Origin of the sequence: Micromonospora zhanjiangensis, assembly GCF_042650605.1 — a bacterium.
GTDB lineage: Bacteria > Actinomycetota > Actinomycetes > Mycobacteriales > Micromonosporaceae > Micromonospora_J > Micromonospora_J zhanjiangensis.
This window is the reverse complement of the sequence record NZ_JBHSBN010000014.1, coordinates 154634-175920: the sequence shown is the minus strand read 5'-3', so window position 1 is coordinate 175920 and position 21287 is coordinate 154634. Positions and strand designations below refer to the sequence as shown.

Below are 21287 nucleotides of genomic sequence, written 5' to 3'. Positions count from 1 at the left end.
ACGGCAACAAGTGCCTGGACGCCAACGGCCAGGGCACCAGCAACGGCACCGCCGTGATCATCTGGGACTGCAACGGCCAGACCAACCAACAATGGAACGTCAACGCCAACGGCACCATCACCGGCCAGCAGTCCGGACTCTGCCTGGACGCCAACGCCGCCGGCACCGCCAACGGCACCAAACTCATCCTCTGGACCTGCAACGGCGGAACCAACCAGAAATGGACCCTGCGCGGCTGACCCGGCGTCCGGTCCCGGGACCGGGGCGGTTCCCGTCGTCCCGGCCGTCCAATTTCGCACCCCCACCCCACAACAGGGAGGTTTCATGCACGCGAAAACCGCTCGGTGGTCCACGAGGCTGGCCGCGGGGCTGACCGCCGTCCTGACGGTGCTGGCCGGCGCGCCGCCGGCCGGCGCGGCGACCGGCACCATCACCCCGGGCACCATGTGGACGGACACCGCGGGCAACCGGTTGCAGGCGCACGGCGTCGGCATCTTCACCGTCGGCTCGACCTACTACATGGTGGGCGAGGACAAGAGCGCGGGATCCACGTTCACGGCGGTGGCCTGCTACTCCTCGACGGACCTGACGCACTGGACCCGGCAGACCAACGCGCTGTCCCGGCAGCCCAGCGGCGACCTGGCCGCGGGCCGGATCGTCGAGCGACCCAAGGTGCTCTACAACAGCACCACCGGCAAGTACGTGATGTGGCTGCACATCGACAACACCTCGTACTCCGACCGGCGGGCCGGGGTGGCGACCAGCAGCACGCCGTGCGGCCCGTACACCTATCTCGGCGCCACCGGGCCGCTCGGGCGGCAGAGCCGGGACCTGGGACTGTTCAAGGACGACGACGGCACCGGCTACCTGATGCACGACGACCCGGCCGGCCAGTTGCGCATCGACCGGCTGTCCGCCGACTACACGAGCGCGCAGAGCGCGGTGGCCTCGTTCCCCGAACTGGAGTCGCCGGCGATTGCGAAGGTCGGTGGCCGGTACTTCCTGATGGCCTCGCACCTGACCGGCTGGGGCACCAACGACAACGTGTACGCCACCGCCACCTCGCTCGCCGGCCCGTGGAGCGGGTTCAGCAATGTGGCCCCGGCGGGCACCCGCACGTACAACTCACAGACGTCGTTCCTGTTGCCGGTCACGGGCAGCGCGGGGACCAGCTACGTGTACCTCGGCGACCGGTGGAACTCCGGCGACCTGAACTCCTCGGTGCCGGTCTGGCTGCCCGTCACGTTGAACGGCACCACCGGCACCGCGGCGTTGAGCTGGTACCCCTCCTGGGGCATCGACACCGCCACCGGCTCGATCAGCCTGCCCACGTACCACCGGTTGACCGGGGTGCAGTCCAACCGCTGCCTGGATCTCGTCGGCGGCTCGCAGGCCAACGGCACGACCACACAGATCGCGGACTGCACCGGCGGCGCCGGCCAGACGTTCACCCCCACCACCGCCGCCGAGCTGCGGGTGTACGGCAACAAGTGCCTGCAGGCGCGCAACCAGGGCACCTCCGCCGGCACCGCGGTCGAGGTCTGGGACTGCACCGGTGGTGTCAACCAGATGTGGATGCTCTCCGACGACGGCACCGTCGTCGGGGTCCAGTCGCGGCTCTGCCTGGACGTCAACGGCCAGGCCACCGCGAACGGCACCCGCGTGCAGCTGTGGACCTGCAACGGCGGCGCCAACCAGAAGTGGAACCGCGGCTGAGCCGCGCTCCTGTCCCGGTCCGACGGGCCGCGCGCCGGTAGACCCGGCGTGGGCCCGCCGGCCATCCGCACCGGAAGGAAAATCACGCATGTCGAAACATCGGCTCATCGGTGGCGTCGTCGCGGGGGTGGCCAGCCTGGTTCTCGCGCTGGGCGGCGCCGTGGTCGCCTCCGGGCACGACCTGAACGCGTACGCGAGCGGGCCCGGCACCCTGGCCGCGACCGCCGGCTGCGCCAAAGCACCCGGCCTGACCAGCGGTAACCGCACGATCTCCAGCGGCGGTCAGAACCGCTCCTACATCCTGCGGATCCCCGACAACTACGACAACAACCATCCGTACCGGCTGATCTTCGCGTTCCACTGGAACGGCGGCACCGCGAACGACGTCGACTCGGGCGGCACCAGCGGCTACCCCTGGTCCTACTACGGGATCCGGGCGCTGTCCAACAACAGCGCCATCTTCGTCGCGCCGCAGGGCAACGGGAACGGCTGGGCCAACCCGAACGGGCAGGACCTGACCTTCGTCGACGACATGGTCCGGCAGATCGAGAACGCACTGTGCGTGGACACCACGCAGCTGTTCTCCATGGGCTTCAGCTACGGCGGCGGGATGAGTTACGCCATCGCGTGCGCCCGGGCGTCGGTGTTCCGCGCGGTCGCGGTCTACTCCGGCGGGCAGCTCAGCGGCTGCAACGGCGGCACGCAACCCATCGCGTACATCGGCATCCACGGGCTGCGGGACAACGTGCTGCCCATCTCGACGGGACGGTCGCTGCGCGACACGTTCGTCCGGAACAACGGCTGCACCCCCCAGAACCCGCCCGAGCCGGCGCAGGGCAGCCTGACGCACATCGTCACCTACTACTCGGGCTGCCGGGCGGGTTACCCGGTGGCGTGGGCGCCGTTCGACGGGCCGCACGCGCCGAACGCCGTGGACGGCTCGGCCGACCCGTACGCGCCGGGTGAGAGGTCCTGGACCAGGCCGGTGGTGTGGAGCTTCTTCACCCAGTTCGACGGCACCACCCCGCCGACCAGCCAGCCGCCCACCACGCCGCCGCCCACCGGGGAGCCGGGGCAGGGCAAGCAGATCGTCGGCGGCCAGTCGGGCCGGTGCGTCACCGCGGCCAGCCAGAGCGCGGGCACCCAGGTGCAGTTGCAGGACTGCGCCGGCCAGGCCGGTCAGCTCTGGACCTCGACCGCGAACCGGCAGCTCCAACTGGCCGGCAACCTGTGCCTGGACGCGAACGGCGGCGGCACCAGCAACGGCACCGCGGTCATCGTCTGGACCTGCAACGGTCAGACCAACCAGCAGTGGAACGTCAACGCCAACGGCACCATCACCGGCCAACAGTCCGGACTCTGCCTGGACGCCAACGCCGCCGGCACGGGCAACGGGACGAAGCTCATCCTCTGGTCCTGCAACGGCCAGAGCAACCAGCAGTGGAGCCTGCGCTGATCCTCGGATCGGCCCTGGTTCACCGAGGCCGGTCCGGCGTGCTCGACACGCCGGACCGGCCCGCCGGTCGCTCTGGCCGGCACTGCCGGGTGACCCGCACCGACCGGGCACCGCAGCCGGGTCTCACAGCGTGACGAGCTGCCACTCCTGGTTCGCTCCACCGTTGGCCGACCACTGGATCACCCGGGCGCCGTCCGCGCCCGAACCGCCCTCGACGTCCGCGCACAACCCGGTACGGACGTTGACGAGCCGCTGGTAGCCCGCGGTGGCCGCCGGCGTCAGCTTCCAGCACTGGTTGGCGCCGTTGGTGTCGGTCGACTGGACCAGGGTGGCGCCCTGATTGTCACCGGTGCTGGTCAGCACCTTTCCGCTGGCGACGCTCGACAGTCGGTACGAGCCGTCGGAGTTGGCCAGCAGGCGCCACCGCTGGTTGGCGGCCCCGCTCCACGGCCACTGGATGACGGTGGCACCGTCGGCGGTCGAGCCACCGTTGACGTCCAGCACCTTGCCGCTGTTCCGGTTGACGAGCCGCACGGTGCCGGCGCCGGGGTCGGGGCCTCCACCGGACAGGCCGACAGTGAGCTGGGTCCGTACCCCGGCGGTCAGGGTCACCCGCCGGGCGAAGCCGCCCAGCGGCGAGGCTTCCACCGGTGCGCTGGTGTCGATTGTCGAGATGCCCCGGCGGCAGATCAGCGTGACGGTCTGGGTGACGTCGGAGGTCACCGTCGCGGTCGCGGTGCCGGCCCCGACGTCCCAGGTGAGGGAGTCGATCCGGATCCGGCAGCGCCCGCGTACGCCGGTGATGGTGCCCTTGGCGAGTTGGTCGGGAAGGGCGGGCAGCAACTCCAGGACGCCGGGCCTGGTGTAGACCAGCGCCTCCGCCACGATGGCCGGCAGCGAGTTGGCGGCGTCGGCATTGTACGTGGTCAGGTTCGGATTGTGCGAGGTCATCAGCGACCGGAAGACCATGTTGTTGCCCAGGATCTTGCGCAGGTTGGCGTAGACCCCCGCACCGTCCTTGAGCCGGGCCCGGGCCAGGCAACGATGGACGGCACCGTGCGCCTCCAGCGACTCGTCGCCGCGCAGGTCCAGGGCCCGGCGGGCCGGGCCGGTCAGGTCGGGCCGGTCCTCGGGAGTGATCTCGTGCAGGGGCCACACCGGGTACATGTGCTGCGCGTGTCGGTGGTTGTAGTTGTCGGTCAGGGTGGGCCAGGCCCACTCGGCCAACGCCCCGTCACCGTTGATCCGGTAGTCGGGTAGCCGGCCCAGCAGCGCCGTCCACCGCTGTACGCCCTGGCCGGCGCCCTGCTCGACACCGAGGACGGTGGCGGCCTCGATGGCGGCCCGGAGCGCGTGCCGGCCGGCGGCGATCTCGCCGGTGGCGTTGATCGACAACTGCCGCCGGGTGTTGCCGGGGACGTTCTCGACCGAGAAACAGGGCACGAAGACGACCCTGCCGCCGGAGTCGACGCGGGTGAGGAAGTCCTCGTAGAACAGCGCCAGCTCCAGCAGGGCCGGCGCGAGCCGGTCGCGGTAGAACCCCGCGTCCCCGGTGACCTGGTAGTACTCCAGCAGCGGATAGAGCAGCCAGTCCGCGCCGCCGGTCCAGGTGTGGCCGGGGAAACCGCCGTCGAAGTGGAACATCAGCCCGTCCTCGCCGTCGGTCCGGGTCGGAGCGAGCAGGCCGCGGGTGCCGTAGATGTTCCGGGCGTTCGTGCGCCAGTCACCGAGCTGGCCGAGGATCAGGTCGAAGTAGCCGGTCATCACCTCGGTGAGGTCGAGGATGTTGCCGCCGGCGACCTGGAAGTTGACGTTGGCGTCGGTGGTGAAGTCGCCGGCCCACGCGCCGTCCCAGGCACCCGTCCACAGGCCGGTCAGCCGGGGCGGCAGGACGCCGCTGGAGCTGAGGAACAGGTACCGACCGGAGTCGTAGAGCCGCTCCAGCAGGGCGAGGTCGACGACGTTCCGGTTGTTGTTCTGCCGGGCGATGAGCTCACCGGTGGGCAGTTGCCGGTCGGTCGGGCTGATCCGCAGGTCGAGGCGGGACCGGTCGTACAGCGGGGCGTGCCGGGCGACGTGCGGCGCGAGCAGCGTCGGGTAGTCGGCGGCCAGCGCCGCCAGCGCCGCGTGCAGCGGCCTGGCGTCCCACGCGGTGGCCGATTCGTACCGGCCGAGTTTGGTCAGCAGCAGGACCCTGGTCGCCGCGGTCACCACGATGGTGGCCCCGCTCACCCGCACCGAGCCACCGGTCGCCACCACCCGGGTGACGCCCTCGTAGCCGAACGCGCCCTGGCCCGCCGGGTACGTGCCCCGCAGGTTCAGGTAGCCGTCGGCGCCGCTCATGGTGGCCAGGGTGGTGAAGCCGACCGATGCCGGCACGCCGGACAGGCCGGTGTTCACGCTCAGGGTGAGGTCGACGGTCCGGCCCGGTGCGGAGCCGAGTTCGTGGACGATGACGTGATCGGCCCGGGAGACGAAGGCGCGGCGGGTCCAGGTGCCGGAGCCGTCGGTCCAGGTCGAGCTGACCTCACCGGTCCGGTAGTCGACGATCCGGGCGTAGTTGTCGGCCGTGGTCATGCCCGGGGTGCTGAGGCGCAACTCGTAGCCCGGATGGAACTGTTGGGTGTAGCGCAGGCTCCAGCCCGAGGTGAAGTCGGTGGTGGCGCCGGCGAAGTCACCCGCGAGGGCCTTGTTCCGGACCCCGTCGAGCCGGTTCGCCAGCACCGGCGGGGCGAGCCGGCGGGTGCCGTTGGGCAGCACGAACCGGTGGTGGTTGACGACCACCTTCTCCAGGGTCGGCGTGCCGTACAGGATCGCGCCGTACTCACCGTTGCCGGTGACGAAGCCGTCGGACCAGTTGGTGGCGGCGGCCGTGTCGTGGCTGCCCCGTTCGGGAAGGGTCACCTGTGGTGGCACGGCGGCCGCCGCCCGCCCGGCCGAAACGGCCGAGGGCAGGGCGGCGGCGCCGGCGCCCACCGTGGCCGCGACGATGAGACGCCGGCGGCTCAGGGGTGGATTCATCGCGACTCCGGATGGGTCGGGGTCACCGGCCCGACCCGGGCCGGTGACCGGTTCGCTCAGGGCAGGGTCCAGCGTTGGTTGGCCTGGCCGTTGCAGTCCCAGATCTGGACCTGGGTGCCGTCGGCCGAGTTGTTGCCCGACACGTCCAGGCACCGGTTCGACTGCGGGTTACGCACCGAGCCGTTCGACTGGGCCGCCCAGTTCTGGCCGCCGCTGCCGTTGCAGGTCGACAACTGCACCTTGGTGCCGTTCCCGGTGCCGCCGCCGGCGGTGCCCAGGCACTTGTTCGAGTTCGGGTTGCGCCACACCTGGCCGTCGATCGACCACACCTGGTTGGCCTGACCGTTGCAGCTCCACAGCTGGATCTTCGTACCGTCGGCGGTGCCGGCGCCGTTGATGTCCAGGCACTTGCCGGCCAGGCCGGTCACCCGGCCGGTACGCGGATTCCCGGGCGGTGTCGTCCCGCCCAGGTCCTTGATCCGGATGTTACGGAAGGACACGTGATCGGCGTCCCCGTGGTTCTGGATGCCGACGTAACCGGCCAGCGAGCGTGCCGAATTGGTGTTGGTGAAGTCGTTGATCCGCACGCCGTTGAGGAAGACCTGCAGGCGTTGACCCTCGACCAGGAGTTCGTACGTGTTCCACTCCCCCGGCGGGTTGAGCGCCGCGTCGCGGGCGGCGATGTCCGCGGCCTGCACGCCGTAGACCGAGCCGGTGGTCTTGTCCGGGGTGTCGGTCGCGTCGATCTGGACCTCGTAGCCCTTGTCCAGCGCGGCCTGCGGGTCGGTGGTGGCCGGGAAGCCGACGACCACGCCGGAGTTGTCGTCGCCGGTGAGCTTCCAGTCGAGCTTGAGCGAGTAGCTGGTGAACTGCTTGGTGTTGTACCAGTACATCCCGAGACCACCGGAGGACGACAGGGTAGCGTCGGTGTTGCTGAAGCCGCCGGGTCCGGCCTGCGTCCAGCCGGTCGTGCTGCCGTTGTAGAGCGCGGTGTAGCCCACCTCCGGCCGGCAGTCGGCCCGGGTACGGCCGGCCGCGTACCGGATGCCGCCGAGCAGGTGCGCCCGGAACGCCGGGTCGGAGTACGACTCGATGGTGTGCCCACCGCCGGTGTAGAACGACCGGCCCCCGTCGAGGGTCTTGCACCAGGCGTGCGGATGGTCGGCCCCCATCCCCCCGCCCGAGTACGACGACTCGTCCAGCGACGCCAGCACGTGCGCCGTGCTGCGGGCGTTGGTCTGGTAGTTGTACCACTCGTCGGTCCGGGTCCAGGTCTGCGGCAGGTGTGCGGTGGCGGCGTGGGCGCGGTCCTCGACGCGGACCTTCGCCTGCTGGATGGCCGGGTGGGAGGCGAACCAGGCACCGACGAGCTGGCCGTAGAAGGGCCAGTTGTACTCGGTGTCGGCGGCCGAGTGCACGCCGACGTACCCGCCGCCGCCGCGGATGTACGTCTCGACCGCCGCCTGCTGGGCGTCGTTGAGCACGTCGCCGGTGGTGCTGAGGAAGACGATCGCTCTGTACCGGGCGAGATTCGCGGTGGTGAAGACGCCGGAGTCCTCGGTGGCGGTGACGGTGAAGTTGTTGGCCGCGCCCAGTTCGCGGATGGCCGTGATGCCGGCCGGGATGGAGTCGTGCCGGAAGCCGGCGGTCTTGGAGAACACCAGCACGTCGTACGCGGGGTCGGCGGCGCCGGCCGGGCCGGCGACGGTGGTGGCGGCCAGCGCGGTCAGCGCCGCGGTGCCCAGGGCCAGGATGGTCCTGCTGAGTCTTCGCATCATTTCCTCCTCGGCTTGGGGGTGGGCGGAGCGGCCCCCGGCACACCGCCGGGGGCCGCTCGGCGTCAGGGCAGGGTCCAGCGTTGGTTGGCCTGGCCGTTGCAGTCCCAGAGCTGGACCTGGGTGCCGTCGGCCGAGTTGTTGCCCGACACGTCCAGGCACCGGTTCGACTGCGGGTTGCGCACCGAACCGTCGGCCTGCGCCGCCCAGTTCTGCCCGGCGCCGCCGGTGCAGGTGAACAGTTGGACCTTCGTTCCGTTGGCCGTGCCGCCGCCGGTGGCGTCCAGGCACTTGTTCGAGTTCGGGTTGCGCCACACCTGGCCGTCGATCGTCCAGGTCTGGTTCGTCCCGCCGTTGCAGCTCCACAGCTGGATCTTCGTGCCGTCGGCGGTGCCCGCGCCGTTGATGTCCAGGCACTTGCCGCCGAGGCCGGTCACCCGACCGGTGCGCGTGCCGCCGGACGGCCCGGAGTTGAAGGTGAACGCGTCGACGTCGAACAGCACCCCGGTGCCGCTGCCCGCGAAGGTCAGGTACAACGTCTGGGTGCCCGGCGGCGGGTTGCTGATCGAGCCGGTGACGGTGGTGAAGACGTTCCAACCGCCGGTCACCGGTACGGTGACCGAGCCGAGCACCGTACCGGTGGGCGAACCGGTGCGGACCTGGATGGTGCCGCCGGCGCCGGCGGAGGAGACCCGCGCGGAGATTGACGTCGCGGTGCTCAGGTTGTACGTGTCGAACGAGATCCACTCGCCGTTGTTGATGTCCCCGACGGTCCGGCCGCCCTCGGCCTCGGGCTTGTCCTGCGGGGCGACGCCGGAGGCGTTCTTGTAGTGCTCGGCCTGCCGGTGCCGCGGTTGCAGGACGTGCTGCTTGTGGGTGGTCAGGCCGCCCGCGTCAATGTAGGAGGCGTCGAAGACGCCGTAGATGTTCGCCGCCGCGTCGTGCTCGCCGTCGATCGGGATGGTGATCGAGCCGGTGCAGCCGTTCTTGCTGGTGATCTGGTGCGAGTGTTGGTCGTGCCCGAGCAGGTAGGCCATGGTGACCTTGCCGCAGTCGACGGTGCCGTCCTCCGGGTCGGTCACGGTGATGTCGAAGTCGACCGTGTCGCCGTAGTTGAACAGCTGGCCGCTGGCGGGCTTGTTGATGGTGACCGTGGGCGCGGTGTTGCCGACGCCGATCTGCACCGTGGCGGTGCCGGTGGCGCCCTGCGGGTCGGTCACGGTGAGTTTGACGTTGTAGACGCCGTCGGCGGTGAAGGTGTGTGCCGGGTTGGCGGCGGTGCTGGTGGTGCCGTCGCCGAAGTTCCAGGAGTAGCGCAGCGTCCCGCCCTCGGGGTCGGCCGAGCCGGCCGAGGAGAAGTTCACCGTCAGTGGCGCCTGCCCGGACGTCCTGTCGGCCGAGGCGACGGCGGTGGGCGCCCGGTTGCCGCTGCCGACGTAGTCGTACCGGTAGATCGCCGAGCCGGTGTCGCCGGTGCAGCAGCCGGAGCCGTAGTCCAGCACGTACAGCGCGCCGTCCGGCCCGAACTTCATGTCCATGACCTGCTTGCCGCCCCACGGGAAGTTCGAGATGTCGCCGTACGAGCCGTCGGCGCCCACCCTGATCGGCTTGATCCAGCCGCGGCCGTACTCACCGGCCATGAAGTAGCCGTCGAACGCCGGCGGGAACTTGGTGTTGGAGGGGTTGTTCGGGTCGTACCGGTAGACGGGGCCACCCATCGGGGACTCCGAGCCGCCGCCGAACTCCGGTGGGCTGCCGGCGTCACCGGCGTACCGGATCCAGGCCGGTTGGGCCTTGGGCAGCTTGCTCACGCCGGTGTTGCGGGGTGAGCTGTTGGTCGGCCCGTTGGCGCAGTCGAACTTCGGGCCGGTGGTGTTGTTCGCGAAGTTCCACTTGTTGTACGTCTCGTTCGTGCTGTTGCTGCCGGTGCAGTACGGCCAGCCGAAGTTGCCCGGGGCGGTGACCCGGTCGAACTCGACCTGCCCGCTCGGTCCGCGGTTGGGGTTGGTGGAGCCGGCGTCCGGCCCGTAGTCGCCGACGTAGACGATGCCGGTGGCCTTGTCGACGCCGATCCGGAACGGGTTGCGGAACCCCATCGCGTAGATCTCGGGCCGGGTGTTGGCCGTGCCGGGGGCGAACATGTTGCCGCTGGGGATCGAGTACGACCCGTCGTCGTTGACCTTGATCCGGAGGATCTTGCCCCGCAGGTCGTTGCTGTTCGCGGCGCTGCGCTGGGCGTCGAAGGCGGGGTTGCGGTTGGTCCGCTCGTCCAGCGGCGAGTAGCCGGCGGACTGGAACGGGTTGCTGTCGTCGCCGGTGGACAGGTAGAGGTTGCCGGCACCGTCGAAGTCGATGCCGCCGCCGACGTGACAACAGATGCCCCGGTCGGTGCCGACCTCCAGGATCTTCGTCTCGTTCTGCAACTGCCAGTTGGTGGTCAGGGTGAACCGGGAGAGGCGGTTGTAGCCCTTCCAGGCCGAGAAGTCGGTGCCGTTGTCCGGCGCGTCACCGCCGGGCGTGGACAGTTGCGGCGAGTAGTAGAGGTAGATGTAGCGGTTGCTGGCGAAGTTCGGGTCGACCCCGACGCCCTGCAACCCCTCCTCGTCGTGGGTGTAGACCGGGATCCTCGCCACGACCGAGACGTTGCCGGCGGCGTCGGCCCGGCGCAGTGTGCCGTCCCGCGCGGTCTGCAGCACCGACCGGTCGGGCAGCACGGCGATCGACATGGGCTCGCCGAGTTGGGCGACGCCGCGGGCCAGCGTGACCCGTTGGAAGTCGCTGGCGTTGATGGGAAAAGCCTGTGCCGGCGCCGGCTTCGCGGTGATCGCGGCAACCGGGGCCAGCAGCAGGGCGCAGGCGCCGGCCGCCCACCGGTACAGAGATCGGCGACGGCGTCGGGTGCTGGATGACATTCTGTGCGGTCCCTTCCTGACTGGAGAAACGCCAGGCCGGGCGCGCGCCGTCGCGCCGGATGCCCAAGCGGGTGGAAACACCGTCGATGGGCGACCGCGCCGTCGGTCACCTCGACACAACATTCACGTTGGTAGACGGAATCCTAGAAAGTTTAGTGAGGTCTGTCTATATGTGATCACGATGGCGGCGAATCTTTTGTCCATTCGAGCGAATGTTCGCACCGTCATCGGTGGCAGGCCGGCGTGGACGCACCAGTGCCCCGCCCACCCGCCGCACCGGTCGTCCCTTCGGTGCCGGTGCCGACATCGGCGGTGTCGGCACCGGAACGCGTCCGGCGGGCGGGTGGACGGGTGAGCGGGCGGGCCGGTCGGCGTTCCGGTCCCGCCCGCCGTCGGTCGATCGGCGCGGGCGCCCGTCCGGCGCCCGGCACGACCCTCGTCCGTTCAGGTCGGGAGGTCTTCCCTCAGACCCGGATCAGTTGCCACTGCTGGTTGGCTCCGCCGTTGGCGGTCCACTGCACGACCGCGGCACCGTCCGTCGTGGCCTGGCCGGACACGTCCGCCACCAGGCCGCTGTCCCGGGCCACGATGGTGTAGTAGCCGTCACCGGTGGGCCGCAGGTACCACAGTTGGTTGCTACCGCCGTTGACGGTCCACTGCTGCAACTGCAACCCGGCCGTCGAACTGCCGCCGTTGACGTCGAGCGCCTTGCCACTGCCGGTGAAGCGCAGCGTGTAGGCGCCGCCCTGGGCCGCGCTGACCGACCAGGTGGCGGCGCCGCTCTGCTGGACCACCTTGGCCCCGTCCGCCGTGGAACCGCCCGCGACGGCGAGCGGCTTGCCGCTGTTGCGGTTGACGACCCGGTAGGTGCCATCCGCGGGGCCGGTCCCACCCCCGCCACCGACCGTGAAGTACTCGACCGCGTCGGTGAAGACGGTGGCGCCGTTCTTGCTCGTCGACAGGACCAGGTAGACCCGGCTACCGCCGGCCGGCATGGTGAAGGAGACCGGTTGGCTGACCCGCGTGCCGAGCGGGACGGTCAGCGTGCTGTTCCCGGACGCGATCACCGGCCCGTCGGGCCGGTCCTGCCGAACCGTCCAGGCGAAACCGACGGTGGTGCCGTCGAGGTCGTCGTTGAAGACGGTGACGTTCCGGGTGACCGTTCCGTTGGCCGGGTAGCCGGGAACCGCCTGCGGCAGCGGGAAGCTTCCGTTGCCGTCGGAGGCACCGGAGGCGGACCAGTAGGGCAGGTCGATCGCGGCGACCGGATTGAACGCCGCCTGGACGCGCTGGATCTGCGGGTTGCTCCATGGATCGGCAAGGTTGTCGGCGCCGTACACCGGGTGACCGCCCTCCTCCGGCACGAGGTCGGTGGTACGCACGCCGGGAACGAATCCGACCCAGGCGGACAGCAGGGTGTACGGCCGCAGGTCGGCGGCGTCCTTGCCGCGCTTGGCCGCCGTCGCCGTGGCGAACCATTCGAAGCCCTGCCTGGTGTTGCACGCCGACCAGACGTACTCGCCCTCGCCGTCCGGTCGGCCGACCACCGGGTTCACGGCCTCGCCGTACCGGCCGACACCGTCGAGATAGTGGGCGAAGACGGCGAAGTTGGCGTACCGCATGTTCGGGTACCGGCTGGGCGAGTCGGCACCGGGCGCGGCGTCGATGCTGACCGGACGGGTGCCGTCGTTGCCGTTCATCGCCGTGTAGAGATCCTGCTCGAACTGCTCCGAGTCGTTGCCGAAGCTCGGCTCGTTGGCCTGGCTCCACCGCACGACCGCCGGGTGGTTGCGGTCCCGCAGGGTCAGCGCGCGGGCATGGTTGACCGAGTTGTCGCGCCCGGCGACCAGGTCCTGCGCGCCACCGCGGATGCCCGTCTCGTCGATGATCATCAGTCCCGCCTCGTCGGCGACGTCGAGCATGTACGGGCTGGCCGGCTCCTGGTGGATCCGCACCACGTTGTAGTTCAGTCGCTGGTAGTTGTCGACCGCCTGCGGCCACCCGCCGTTGCCGGCCGACGGCGCCAGGAATCCGGGCAGGGTGTCGAAGGCGTCGCCCTTCCCGCCGTTGTTGATCCGGTCGTAGTCGGCGCCCTGGAGGTTGTCACCGCGGTAGTTCACCCGCACCCCGTTGAGGTAGAAGTACTCGCCGTTCTGGGTGCTCTGCCGGAACCCGAACCGGTAGCCGGCGTCGCTGGTGCGACCGTCGTCGGTCACCGCGTGCACCGCCAGCCGGTGCAACTGGGCCCGGTACCCCTGCCGGTAGGGGACATTGGGCCACCAGTACGAGGCGGCACCGAGGTTCCACGGGACCGGACCGACCGTGACCTTGGCGGTGGAGTGCGGCGCCACGCTGACCGTGCTGGTGGGCAGGGCCGGGTAGTCGAACGACCCGGTACCGTCCGCGGCGAGCGAACCGCTGAGCGTCACCGACCTGGCGGCGTCCGAGGTGTTGGTCACCGACACGTCGTAGCTGAGGGTCCGGTCCGCGACGGAGGTGCGGACGAACGTGTCACTGACGTACACCGCCGGGTAGACCCGCAGGAAGGCCGACCGGTAGATGCCCTGCGGCACCGCCTCGGACCAGTCGGCCGCCACCGGGACCAGGTACTTTCCCGAGCCGTTGCGGAACGCGCCCCGGCCCTTCACCGCCACCGTCACCGTGTGCGTGGTGCCCGGTGCCGCGTAGGCGCTGATGTCGAAGGCCGAGGGGGTGAAGGAGGTGATCCGGGTACCGACCGTCCGGCCGTCGACGGACAGGGTCGCCTGGTGGTTCACCGCACCGAACTCGATCCAGGTGGACTGGGGCCGGCCGGCGTCGGGCACCGTGATGCTGCGCGTGTACACCGCCTCGTTGACGTCGGTGAAGCCCTGTTTGTACCAGCCGCCACCAGGCACCGTGATCGACGTGGTCCCCCGGCCGGACGGGGTGAAACTCCAGGTGCCGGCCAGGTCGACCGAGGTTATCGCGCCGTTGCCCGCGGCGACGCCGTCGGGCGCGGCGGCGACCGTCGCGACGGGTTCGGCCGCCGCCGCGGCAGGGCGATCGGCCGCGACGGCGGGTTCCGCCGCCGCAGGCCGCACCGCGACCATCGCCACGACGAACGCGATCACCACCGCCGAGCCGCCGGCGAGCCACCGGTACGGCGACGAGTTTTCTCGGTGCATGGCTGGCCTCTCCGGAACTGTCCCGCGATCACAACGGTCCGTTCCCGCCGTCCGACGGGTGGTCAGAGGGTGCTGACGGTCCACTGGTTGTTGGTGCTGCTGTTCGGCGTCCACAGGCCCACCGTGGAGCCGGCGGTGCTGTTGCCCATGCCGTCGAGGGCGGTACCGGTACCACGGTTGATGATCTGGTAACGGCCGCTCCCGGTGTCGCCCAGCCGCCACTGCTGGTTGTTGCCGCCGTTCCACGGCGACTGCACGGCGTTGGCGCCGTTGGCGCTGTTGCCCCCGCTGTCGACCACCATGCCGTTGGTCCGGTTGACCAGCCGGTACCAGCCGCCACCGAGGTCGACCAGCTGCCACTGCAGGTTGTTGCTGCCGTCCCAGTTCCACTGCTTGAGCACCGAGCCGGACCCGACGTTCCCGCCGCTGTCCAGCACCAGCCCGGTGCTGACGTTGGCGATCCGCACGTACGCCGACGGCGGCGTGGACGCGGTGGTCACCTTCAGCGAGGCGATGGCGTCGTTGTTGCCGGTGGCGCTCAGGTCGGCGTTGTCGGCCGGGAACGTCCAACTCGTACCGGTGAAGTTGTCGCCCGCGTAGCCGGTGACCTGATAGCCGGCGGTGACCCGGAGCGACGAGATGGTGCGCGGGCCGATGCCCGCGGCCTGCAACTGCGCGGTGGTGTAGTCACCGGCGGCCAGCGCGGCGCTGGCGCCGGCGTAGTTCACGTCGGCGTACACGGTGGCACCGACGATGGTCTTCTGCTGCGCCGCGAAGCGGTAGGTGTGACCGGCCTGGGCGGTCAGGACGACGACGTCCGGCTCGGGCCTGGCGACCGGGACCGCCTCGCCCGTCGTGGTGTCGGTGATCTGGTACGTGCCGGTGAACATCCGGCACCGGACGGTGACGGGACCGCCGCGGTCGGGCCGCAGCATGATCTCGTCGGGGCCGCCGGCGCTCCAGGTGGCGTCCACGGTGTGGCCGCCCCGGCCCCGCAGACCCCGCACCTTTCCCTTCGGCCAGGCCGGCGGCAGCGCGGGCAGCACGTGCAGTTCGCCGTTGTGGCTCTGCAGGAGCATCTCGGCGATGCCGGACGTGGCGCCGAAGTTGCCGTCGATCTGGAACGGCGGGTGCAGGTCGAACATGTTCGGCGCGAGCTTCGCCGTCGTCACGAGCAGCCGGATCAGGTTGTGCGCCCGCGCGCCCTCCTCCATCCGCGCCCAATAGTTGATCTTCCAGGCGAGGGACCAGCCGGTGCCGTCGTCGCCGCGCAGTTCCAGGGTGCGGCGGGCGGCGGTGAACAGGCTCGGGGTGCCGCGCTTGGTGATCTGGTTGCTCGGGTGCAGTCCGTAGAGGTGCGAGATGTGCCGGTGGTTCTGCTCGGTCTCGACCCAGTCGTAGAGCCATTCCTGGATGTTGCCGCGCGAGCCGACCTTCATCGGTGGCAGCCGGTCCCGCGTGGCCAGGACCTGGGTACGGAAGTCGGCGTCCACGCCGAGCAGTTCGCTCGCCCGGGCGCAGCCGGTGAACAGGTCACGCAGGATCTGGTTGTCCATGGTCGGGCCGGCGCAGACGCTGACGCCCGAGTGGTGGGTCAGTTCCGGGGAGTTTGACGGGTTGGTGACCAGGTACTTGAGGGTCGGCTCCGGCACCAGCGTGGCGACGAAGAACTGCGCGGCGCCCTTCATCGCGGGGTAGTACTGCCGCAGGAAGTCGAGGTCGCCGGTGAACAGGTAGTGGTCCCAGATCATCGTGGCCAGCCACGCGCCACCGGTCTGCCACATGCCCGACGTGGCGAAGTCCACGACCGACGAGCCGCGCCAGCCGTCGGTGTTGTGGTGGGTGACCCAGCCGGGGGCGCCGTACTGCACCTGGGCGGTGCGGGCGCCGGTGACGGTGAGGTCGTTGATCATCCGGAACACCGGCTCGTAGCATTCCGACAGGTTGGTGGTGTCGGTCGGCCAGTAGTTCATCGGCAGGTTGGCGTTGAGGGTGTACTTCGAATCCCAGGCCGGGCTCAGCGAGTCGTTCCAGATGCCCTGCAGGTTGGCTGGCTGGGTGCCGGGACGGGAGCAGGAGATCAGCAGGTACCGGCCGAACTGGAACAGCAGCGCCGAGAACTGCGGGTCGTTGGCGTTCGCGTGCTGGGCGATCCGCACGTCGGTCGGCTGGTCGGCCGCCGCGGTACGACCCAGGTCGAGCGTGGTCCGGCCGAACAGCCGCTGGTAGTCGGCCACGTGCCGGCCGCACAGGTCGTCGTACGTCCTGGTCGCCGCGGCGGTGAGGTGGCGCGCGGCGATGCCCTGGTGGTCGCCGCCGACGTCCCGGTAGTTGACGTAGCTGGTGCCGATGGAGATCAGCACGGTCACGCTGTCGGCCGACCGCACCTGCACGGTGCCGCCGGAGCTGCTGACGCTGCCGCCGTCCGCGACCACCCGGGCCAGGGCCCGGAACTTCACCTTGCCGGCCAGCCCTCGCTGGTCACCGGAGACGCCGTCGAGGGCCACCGTCGTGTTGTCCGGGCTGGACACCGTCGTGCGCTGCGGGCTGTCGAACCGCGCCGAGAAGGTGATCGAGCCGGCCCGGTCCGCGGTCAGCCGGACGGCGATCACCTGATCCGGCGCGCTCGCGAACATCTCGCGCCGGAACCGCACGCCGTTCTGCTGGTACGACACGGCGGTGGTGGCCGTCGTCAGGTCCAGGTAGCGGTAGTACCCGGAGACCCCGGTGGTGTTGCCGACGGTGAGCCGCAGGTTGCCGACCGGCTGGAACGCCAGCTGCGCGGACGGGTTGCCGAGCATGTTCTGGTCGATCATGCTCTGCGCCTGGCTCCACTGGTTCTGGAAGACCAGTTGCCGGATCTGCGCCAACGCCCCCGCGCCCCGCGGGTTGCTCTGGTCGTACGGCCCACCGGCCCAGACGGTGTCCTCGTTGAGCTGCAACCGCTCGGTGTCGACGGTGCCGAACACCATCGCGCCCAGCCGTCCGTTGCCGATCGGCAGGGCGCGCAGCCAGTCCGTGCCGGCGCTCTGGTCGTACCACAGTGCCAGGTCGTTCGCGGCGGGCACCTCCGGTGGCGGCGCCGCCGCGGCCCGGGCCGTCGCTGTCCACGGCAGGGGAACCAGGGCCGCTCCGGCCCCGGCCGCGCCGAGCCGCAACACCTGCCGTCGGGTCAGTTCGGACATCTTGATCGCTCCATGGTGGTCGCGGTCGCGGAAGGGGGGCAGCCATCACCTGAGGGGCCGGACAGCGCCGCACGGCAACCCATCTTTGATCATCGATGCTTCAGACATAAGATGTTAGAGATGTCATCGTCATGTGTCAATGTCGTAACGTGGGCTCGGGTCGATGCGTCCGCCCCGCCCGCCACGGATCGACCTCCGACCCCGACGAAGCCGGCCACGTCCCGCCCGCCACGGCCGCCGTCGAACCCCACCTCCGCCGCGAACGCCCCGCAGGAACCATCAGATGTATAGGCTTATCGCCACCAAGCGCGGTGGGATCGGCTGGCCAATCCGGCACCACCCGGCCCGGGCCCCTGCCCGGGTGGTGCCGGCCCGGCGCCCGTGCGGCGTCAGCCGTCGGCGACGGTCGCGGCGGCCGGCCGGCGGGGACAACCCCGGACCGCGTACGCGAGCACCCCGGTCACCGCCAGCACGCCCGCGCAGGCGGCCGCGGCCGTCGACCCGGCGGGCTCGATCGACCAGACGACGACCCGCATGTGCGGCCCCGCGTCGGGATCCAACAACGGCACGACCGTGACGAGGGTCCAGACCAACGGCGCGAGCCAGGACCAGGCCGCGCCGACCAGGGCGGCGCCGAGGGCGGTGAGCCCGAGAATGCCGGCGGTGTCCCGGACCACAACGGCCAGGGGCGCGAAGCGCGCGTGAGTGACCGTGCTCAGCAGCAGCGGCGCGATGATCGCGGTCGCGGTCAGCAGCAGGTGCCCGGCGCGACGTACCGGCCAGCTGGTGGCCGCGGTGTGATCGAGTTCGTCGTCGGCGCCGGCGAGGGTGGCGGCGAACGCGGTCACCGCGAGCGTCACGGTGAGGCTCACGAACCGGGTGCCGATGACCGGCCGGTCACTGAAGGCCAGCCAGAGTGCCCACACCAGCGTGCTCGTCACGGTCGCGGTGAGCAGCGCGAGCGGGATCCGACGGGAGCGCAGGTACAGCCGCAGCCACCTCACGGCGTACCCGTGGTCAGGATCGGCAGCAGGTCACCCGGTCGGCAGGCGAGCGCGGCGTCCCGGGCCGCGGCCATCCGCCGGCGCTGCTCCGGCTCCGGCAGGCCGGTGAGGATCTGGTGGGCGCGCTCCGCCCGGGCCCGTTCCTCGGGGTTCCACCAGTCCTGCGGGGTCAACGGTTGGCCGGCCAGCCAGTCGGCCGCCACCAGTCGGAAGAGGTAGGCGTCGATGTCGTCCCGCCCGTCGCGGCACTCCTGTCGCCAGGGCGCCTCCAGCAGCTGCGACAGGAAGTCGTCGTCGAACTCCGCGTGGCCGGTGGACCCGATCGTCGGACTGTCGAAGACGACGGTGTCGGCCGCGTGCCGGACCGACACCCCGGCGCGTACCGCCCGTCCCGAGTCCGGGACCCGTGACGTCTCGATCGCGCGGGTGGGCGCGTCGGGCAGCTTGGCAGCCATCATGGCCAGGACCCGGCGGGCCGGACCGGTGACATCCGGCAGCAACGCGGCGTGCACCCGGGCGACACAGACCTGCGGGCCGTCGTCGTCACAGACCGGCTCGACGGCACCCGGGTCGGCCACCGCGGCCGCGTCGTAGCCGCCGGCGGGTAGAAAGGGCACCGCGAGCCCGGCGCCGAGCACCGCCGGCAGCACGGCAACCGCCACGGAACGGCGACTGGCCGCCGCCGCCAGCAACAGCCCGGTGCCCGCGAGCGCCGCCAGCCACAGCAGTTGGGTCAGGTTGACCCGGGCGGCGACCGTCTGGAAATCGTGCAGGCTGCCGCCGTAGGCCGGGTTGAGCAGCAGGGCCGCGGGGTCGGGGTCGGCCGCGGGGTCGACGAGGTTGCGGGAGGACACGTAGTCGGGCAGCAGGCCCACCACGAGGATCCCGAGCACGGCGAGCGCGGGGGCGGTGATCAGCCGGGGCATGGCCCGACCGGCGGCCATTCCGAGCCACCCGGCGGCGACCAGCGACACCGCACCGACCGCGACGACGGCCAACGCGGTGACCGGGAAGTACCGGGAGCTGGGCACCACCCAGGCGGTCCCGATCAGGAACATCAGGACGTACCCGGTCACCACCGTGGCCGCCAGCGCGACCGCGGCCGGCAGGACGCGCTGCCACCGCGGCCGGGCGGTGCTGGCGAACAGCTCGACCACCCGGGCGCGGGCGTCGCGTCTGCCCAGCCACGCGCCGGCGGCCAGGGTCAACGGCCAGAGCACCACCAGCATCGTGCGGGTGGCGATGGCCAGTTGCATCCACCGTCCCGCGAACAGACCCGTGGCGGACAGCAGCAACGCCGTACCGACCACCAGGGACAGCAGGGCGAACCCCACCGCCACCGAACGGCGCAGCTCGATGCGCAGAATGCGGCCCGTCATGCCGACACCTGCCCCCGGTAGGCCCGCAGCAACGCCGCGTAGCCCCGTTCGGTGGCGCTGTCGCCGACGCCGCCGTCCCGGCCACGTTCGGCCAGTTCCGCCGCGCTGCCCTGCCACACCAGCCGGCCCTGGTCGATCAGCACCACGTCGGTGCAGGCGGCCGCGACGTCCTCGACGAGGTGGGTGGAGACCAGGACGCAGCTGTCCAGGCCGATCTCGCGCAGCAGTTCCCGGAAGTCGAGGCGCTGCTCCGGGTCGAGACCGACCGTCGGCTCGTCGAGCAGCAGCACCTGCGGGTCGTTCACGATCGCCTGGGCGATGCCGGCCCGGCGCAGCATGCCGCCCGAGAGGGTCTTCATCCGGGAGTCCGCGCGGTCGGCCAGGCCGACCCGCTCGACGGCCCGCTGCACCGCACCCGGGATGACCGCCTTCGGCATCTCCTTGAGCCAGGCCATGTACTCGACGAACTCGCGCACGGTGAACCGCGGGTAGAAGCCGAAGTGCTGCGGCAGGTAGCCCAGGGCGCGGCGCACCCGGCGCAGGTCGGCCCGCCCGGTCACGTCGTCGCCGAGCAGGCTCAGCTGTCCCCCGGCCGGTTTCAGCACCGTCGCCAGGGCCCGCATCAGGGTCGTCTTGCCGGCGCCGTTGGGACCGAGCAGGCCGTGCACCCCGTCGCCCAACGTCAGGTTGAGGCCGTTGACGGCCAGTCGTCGTCCGGCCCGGACGACCAACCCCTCGGCGCGTACCGCCCACGGGTATGTGGTGGGTGCGGTTTCCGCCGCGCTCACCGCGCGAATCATGGTGTCTCCATTCGTCAGGTGGTTCCGTCGTTCGCAAGAAGTGCCGCGACCCGCCGTCGGGTCACGGATCAGCCGCGGCCGGCGCCGAGTCGGCGGCCGGCCGCCGCCCGGCCCAGCACCACGGCCAGCAACACCGCCGTGAGCAGTGCCCAGCCGGGCGAGCTGCCGGGCTGCAGCAGCGCCGGGAGCCGCTCGGTGGACAGGCTCGGCACCACGACGGCGGCGGACCAGCCGAGGGCCAGCCCGAGCGCCGCGCGGTCCACCGGGACCAACCCGCCCAGTGCCAGGCTCGCCGCGGTGAAGGCCAGACACGGCAACAGCAACAAGGCCGGCGAGTGCCCGGTCCACCACCCCGCGGCCGCGAGAATCGGTACGACCGCCAGCAGCGCCCCGAGCGTGCGGCGCAGCAGGAGCCACAGCCCGGCGCGGGCCGCCGTGGCGGTCAACTCCCACGCGGGGTCGGTGTGCCGGCTCCACACGGCGGCCACCGGCAGCAACGGCGCCACCGGCGCGGCCAGCAGCACCACCGACGGCAGGGCGTGCACGGTCTGTTCGAAGACGACCGCGACCATCATCAGCGCGGCGGCCATCGCCAACCAGGGCAGCATCCGGGTGGCGGTTCCGGTGCGCCGCGTCCGCCGCCGGCCCGCCGGACCCGGACCGGTGGTGACGCCCGCGGCCACCCGACCGGCGACCCGGTCCAGCAGGGCGCGGGTGTCCGGATCGACGGCCTCGGCCAGCACCGTCCGGCAGGCCGCGCAGCCCTCCAGGTGCGCCTCCACCGCCCAGACGGACGCGTCGTCGAGGTGGGCGCCACCCACGGCGTACCGCGCGACCAGAACCGTCGGGGGATGAGTGCTCACCGCCGCACC

12 protein-coding genes are annotated in these 21287 nt (G+C 71.1%); 3 read left to right on the top strand and 9 right to left on the bottom strand.

All coding sequences use genetic code 11. The features are described 5' to 3' along the window. From ACFOX0_RS20565 to ACFOX0_RS20555, 3 genes are all read left to right on the top strand, one after another. Window positions 1-239 (top strand): RICIN domain-containing protein (locus ACFOX0_RS20565; RefSeq protein ID WP_377548380.1); only part of this gene is annotated, 239 nt, incomplete at its 5' end. Window positions 240-324: 85 nt separating this feature from the next. After that, window positions 325-1716, top strand: a complete 1392-nt coding sequence (locus ACFOX0_RS20560; RefSeq protein WP_377548378.1) for a ricin-type beta-trefoil lectin domain protein — start codon at window positions 325-327, stop codon at window positions 1714-1716. An 88-nt stretch (window positions 1717-1804) separates the two neighbouring features. Beyond that, window positions 1805-3172, top strand: coding sequence for a ricin-type beta-trefoil lectin domain protein (locus tag ACFOX0_RS20555; RefSeq protein ID WP_377548376.1), 1368 nt, complete (start codon window positions 1805-1807; stop codon window positions 3170-3172). Window positions 3173-3295: 123 nt separating this feature from the next. On the opposite strand, the gene ACFOX0_RS20550 is transcribed toward ACFOX0_RS20555, so the two are convergent. From ACFOX0_RS20550 to ACFOX0_RS20510, 9 genes are all read right to left on the bottom strand, one after another. Continuing rightward, complete coding sequence (locus tag ACFOX0_RS20550) at window positions 3296-6193, bottom strand: glycosyl hydrolase family 95 catalytic domain-containing protein (protein WP_377548374.1); 2898 nt, start codon at window positions 6191-6193, stop codon at window positions 3296-3298. 56 nt (window positions 6194-6249) lie between these two features. Next, window positions 6250-7968, bottom strand: a complete 1719-nt coding sequence (locus tag ACFOX0_RS20545; RefSeq protein WP_377548372.1) for a ThuA domain-containing protein — start codon at window positions 7966-7968, stop codon at window positions 6250-6252. Between the two features lie 65 nt (window positions 7969-8033). Beyond that, window positions 8034-10880 carry a PQQ-dependent sugar dehydrogenase gene (locus tag ACFOX0_RS20540; RefSeq protein WP_377548369.1) on the bottom strand — a complete coding sequence of 949 codons (2847 nt, stop codon included), beginning with the start codon at window positions 10878-10880 and terminating at the stop codon, window positions 8034-8036. 464 nt (window positions 10881-11344) lie between these two features. Beyond that, the gene (locus ACFOX0_RS20535; RefSeq protein ID WP_377548367.1) at window positions 11345-14047 is read right to left on the bottom strand and encodes an RICIN domain-containing protein; all 2703 of its coding nucleotides are present in this window, start codon (window positions 14045-14047) and stop codon (window positions 11345-11347) included. Window positions 14048-14109: 62 nt separating this feature from the next. Further along, entirely contained in the window at window positions 14110-17232 is a 3123-nt protein-coding gene (locus tag ACFOX0_RS20530) for a glycosyl hydrolase family 95 catalytic domain-containing protein (protein WP_377548365.1), read from the bottom strand. Between the two features lie 389 nt (window positions 17233-17621). Next, window positions 17622-18236 carry a hypothetical protein gene (locus tag ACFOX0_RS20525; RefSeq protein ID WP_377548363.1) on the bottom strand — a complete coding sequence of 205 codons (615 nt, stop codon included), beginning with the start codon at window positions 18234-18236 and terminating at the stop codon, window positions 17622-17624. Continuing rightward, window positions 18233-19615, bottom strand: a complete 1383-nt coding sequence (locus ACFOX0_RS20520) for a hypothetical protein (RefSeq protein ID WP_377548361.1) — start codon at window positions 19613-19615, stop codon at window positions 18233-18235. The genes ACFOX0_RS20525 and ACFOX0_RS20520 overlap by 4 nt, the downstream gene beginning before the upstream one ends. Next, window positions 19612-20415: an ABC transporter ATP-binding protein gene (locus ACFOX0_RS20515; RefSeq protein WP_377548359.1), complete on the bottom strand. Its 804-nt coding sequence runs from the start codon at window positions 20413-20415 to the stop codon at window positions 19612-19614. Before ACFOX0_RS20515 ends, ACFOX0_RS20520 begins: the two co-directional genes overlap by 4 nt. Before the next feature lie 68 nt (window positions 20416-20483). Next, window positions 20484-21278 (bottom strand): zf-HC2 domain-containing protein, encoded by a 795-nt coding sequence (locus ACFOX0_RS20510; protein ID WP_377548357.1) that lies wholly within the window; start codon window positions 21276-21278, stop codon window positions 20484-20486. Window positions 21279-21287: the final 9 nt, after the last annotated feature.